Origin of the sequence: Streptomyces sp. NRRL WC-3549, from assembly GCF_000721935.1 — a bacterium.
Lineage (GTDB): Bacteria > Actinomycetota > Actinomycetes > Streptomycetales > Streptomycetaceae > Streptomyces.
In genome coordinates, this window is the sequence record NZ_KL585383.1 from 151,302 (window position 1) to 154,361 (window position 3,060).

The window sequence follows — 3,060 nt, forward strand, 5'->3', positions numbered from 1 at the left end:
CCCCGCCGAGGCGAAGAAGCGCTGCCGCGTGCTGTACGTCTCCCCGTTGAAGGCCCTCGCGGTGGACGTCGAGCGCAACCTGCGCTCGCCGCTGACCGGAATCCGCCAGGAGTCGGTGCGGCTGGGCCTTCCCGAGCCTGAGGTGCGGGTCGGCATCCGCTCCGGTGACACCCCGCAGACCGAGCGGCGCTCGATGGCGACGAAGCCCCCGGACATCCTGATCACCACCCCCGAGTCGCTGTTCCTGATGCTCACCTCGTCGGCCCGGGAGGCGCTCGCCGGAGTCGAGACGGTGATCCTGGACGAGGTGCACGCGGTGGCGGGCACCAAGCGCGGGGCCCACCTCGCCCTCTCGCTGGAGCGCCTGGACGAGCTGCTGGCCCGGCCCGCCCGCCGGATCGGCCTGTCGGCGACGGTCCGCCCGGTCGACGAGGTGGCCCGGTTCCTCTCGCCGCAGCGGAGGGTGGAGATCGTCCAGCCCGTGTCGGCCAAGGAGTTCGACCTCTCGGTCGTGGTGCCGGTGGAGGACCTCGGGGAGCTGGGCGGCTCCCCCGCGACGGACGACGCGGCCGGGCAGGCGGAGAAGCCGTCGATCTGGCCCCATGTCGAGGAGCGGATCGTCGATCTGGTCCAGTCCCACCGCTCGACCATCGTCTTCGCCAATTCCCGCCGGCTGGCGGAGCGGCTGTGCAACCGGCTCAACGAGATCGCCTACGAGCGGGCGACCGGCACCGTCTTCGACGAGGACTCACCCGACCTCCCGCTGCCGGAGGCCCACTCCCCCGCCGAGGTCATGGCGCAGTCCGGCGCGGCCAGGGGCGCGCCCGCGCTGCTCGCCCGCGCACACCACGGCTCGGTGTCCAAGGAGCAGCGTTCCCAGGTCGAGGAGGACCTCAAGGCGGGCCGGCTGCCCGCCGTGGTCGCCACGTCGAGTCTGGAGCTCGGTATCGACATGGGCGCGGTGGACCTGGTGATCCAGGTCGAGTCGCCGCCGTCCGTGGCCTCCGGGCTGCAGCGGGTGGGCCGCGCCGGGCACCAGGTCGGCGCGGTGTCCACCGGGGTGGTCTTCCCGAAGTACCGCGGCGACCTCGTCCAGGCGGCGGTCGTCACCGAGCGGATGCGCGAGGGCGCCATCGAGGCCCTGCGGATCCCGTCCAACCCCCTGGACGTACTCGCCCAGCAGCTGGTCGCCATGGTCGCGCTCGACAGCTGGCAGGCCGACGACCTGCTCGCCCTGGCCCGCCGTGCCGCACCGTTCGCCTCACTGCCCGAATCGGCGTTCACGGCCGTGCTCGACATGCTCGCCGGACGCTATCCGTCCGACGCCTTCGCCGAGCTGCGCCCGCGGGTGGTCTGGGACCGGATCGCCGGTACGGTCACGGGCCGCCCCGGCGCCCAGCGACTCGCCGTGACGTCCGGCGGCACCATCCCCGACCGCGGGCTCTTCGGGGTCTTCCTGGCCGGCGCCGATCCGAAGAAGGGCGGCGGCCGGGTCGGTGAGCTGGACGAGGAGATGGTGTACGAGTCCCGGGTCGGCGACGTCTTCACCCTGGGCACCACGTCCTGGCGGATCGAGGACATCACCCGGGACCGGGTCCTGGTCTCTCCGGCCCCGGGAGTCCCGGGGCGGCTGCCGTTCTGGAAGGGCGACCAGCTGGGCCGCCCGCTGGAACTGGGGCGTGCGCTGGGCGCGTTCCTCCGGGAGATCGGCGGACTCTCGCCGGAGGACGCCAGGCTCCGGCTGCTCGCCGCCGGCCTCGACGCCTGGGCGGCGGACAACGTCCTGTCGTACGTGGAGGAGCAGCGCCGCGCGTGCGGTCACGTCCCGGACGACCGGACCGTCCTCGTCGAGCGGTTCCGCGACGAGCTGGGCGACTGGCGGGTCGTGGTCCACTCGCCGTTCGGGGCCCAGGTGCACGCCCCCTGGGCGCTCGCCCTGTCCGCCCGGCTCGGCGAGCGGTACGGCATGGACGCGCAGGTCATGCACGCGGACGACGGCATCGTGCTGCGGCTGCCGGACGCCGACATGATGGGCCTCGACCTCCTCGACTTCGACCCCGTCCAGGCGGGCCCCGGCCCCACGGCGGAGGACCCCGCCCGGGGCGCACCCGCTCCCGTCTTCCCCGGCGGCGGCTTCGACGGCGAACAGCCGCCCGTCGGTGCCACCGATGTGGTCTTCGACAAGGGGGAGATCAGCCAGGTCGTCACCGATCAGGTGGGCGGCTCGGCCCTGTTCGCCTCCCGTTTCCGCGAGTGCGCGGCGCGGGCCCTGCTGCTGCCCCGCCGGAGTCCGGGGAAGCGCACCCCGCTCTGGCAGCAGCGTCAGCGGGCGTCCCAGCTGCTCCAGGTGGCCTCCGAGTTCGGCTCGTTCCCGATCGTCCTCGAAGCCGTCCGCGAGTGCCTCCAGGACGTCTTCGACGTCCCGGGGCTCACCGAGCTGATGGGCGACCTGGAGGCCCGCCGTGTCCGCCTGGTCGAGGTGACCACCCAGGAGCCCTCCCCGTTCGCCCGCTCCCTCCTGTTCGGTTACGTCGCACAGTTCCTCTACGAGGGCGACTCCCCGCTGGCCGAGCGGCGGGCCGCCGCCCTCTCGCTCGACTCCCACCTGCTGGCCGAGTTGCTCGGGCAGGCGGAGCTTCGGGAGCTGCTGGACGCCGACGTCCTCGGCGAGCTGGAGCGCGAGCTGCAGTGGCTGACCGACGACAGGAAGATCAAGGACGTCGAGGGGGTCGCCGATCTCCTGCGCGTCCTCGGACCGCTCACCGGCGCGGAGCTCGCCGAGCGCGGCGCCGAGCCGCAGTGGGCCCGGGAGCTGTCGGCGACCCGCCGTGCCATCGAGGTCCGCATCGGCGGGGCGCCTCACTGGGCCGCGGTCGAGGACGCGGGCAGGCTGCGCGACGCGCTGGGAACCGCGCTGCCCGTAGGCGTCCCCGAGGCCTTCACCGAGCCGGTGAAGGATCCGCTCGGGGACCTCCTCGCCCGCTACGCCCGTACGCACGGCCCGTTCACCACCACAGCCGCGGCGAGCCGCTTCGGGCTCGGCCCGGCCGTCACGGAGGG

Annotated in this window: 1 protein-coding gene; it reads left to right on the forward strand. The window is 73.8% G+C overall.

Annotated features, from left to right (window positions below; genetic code table 11):
- A partial coding sequence (locus tag IH13_RS36580; RefSeq protein ID WP_031080785.1) for a DEAD/DEAH box helicase occupies positions 1-3,060 on the forward strand: 3,060 nt, incomplete at both ends.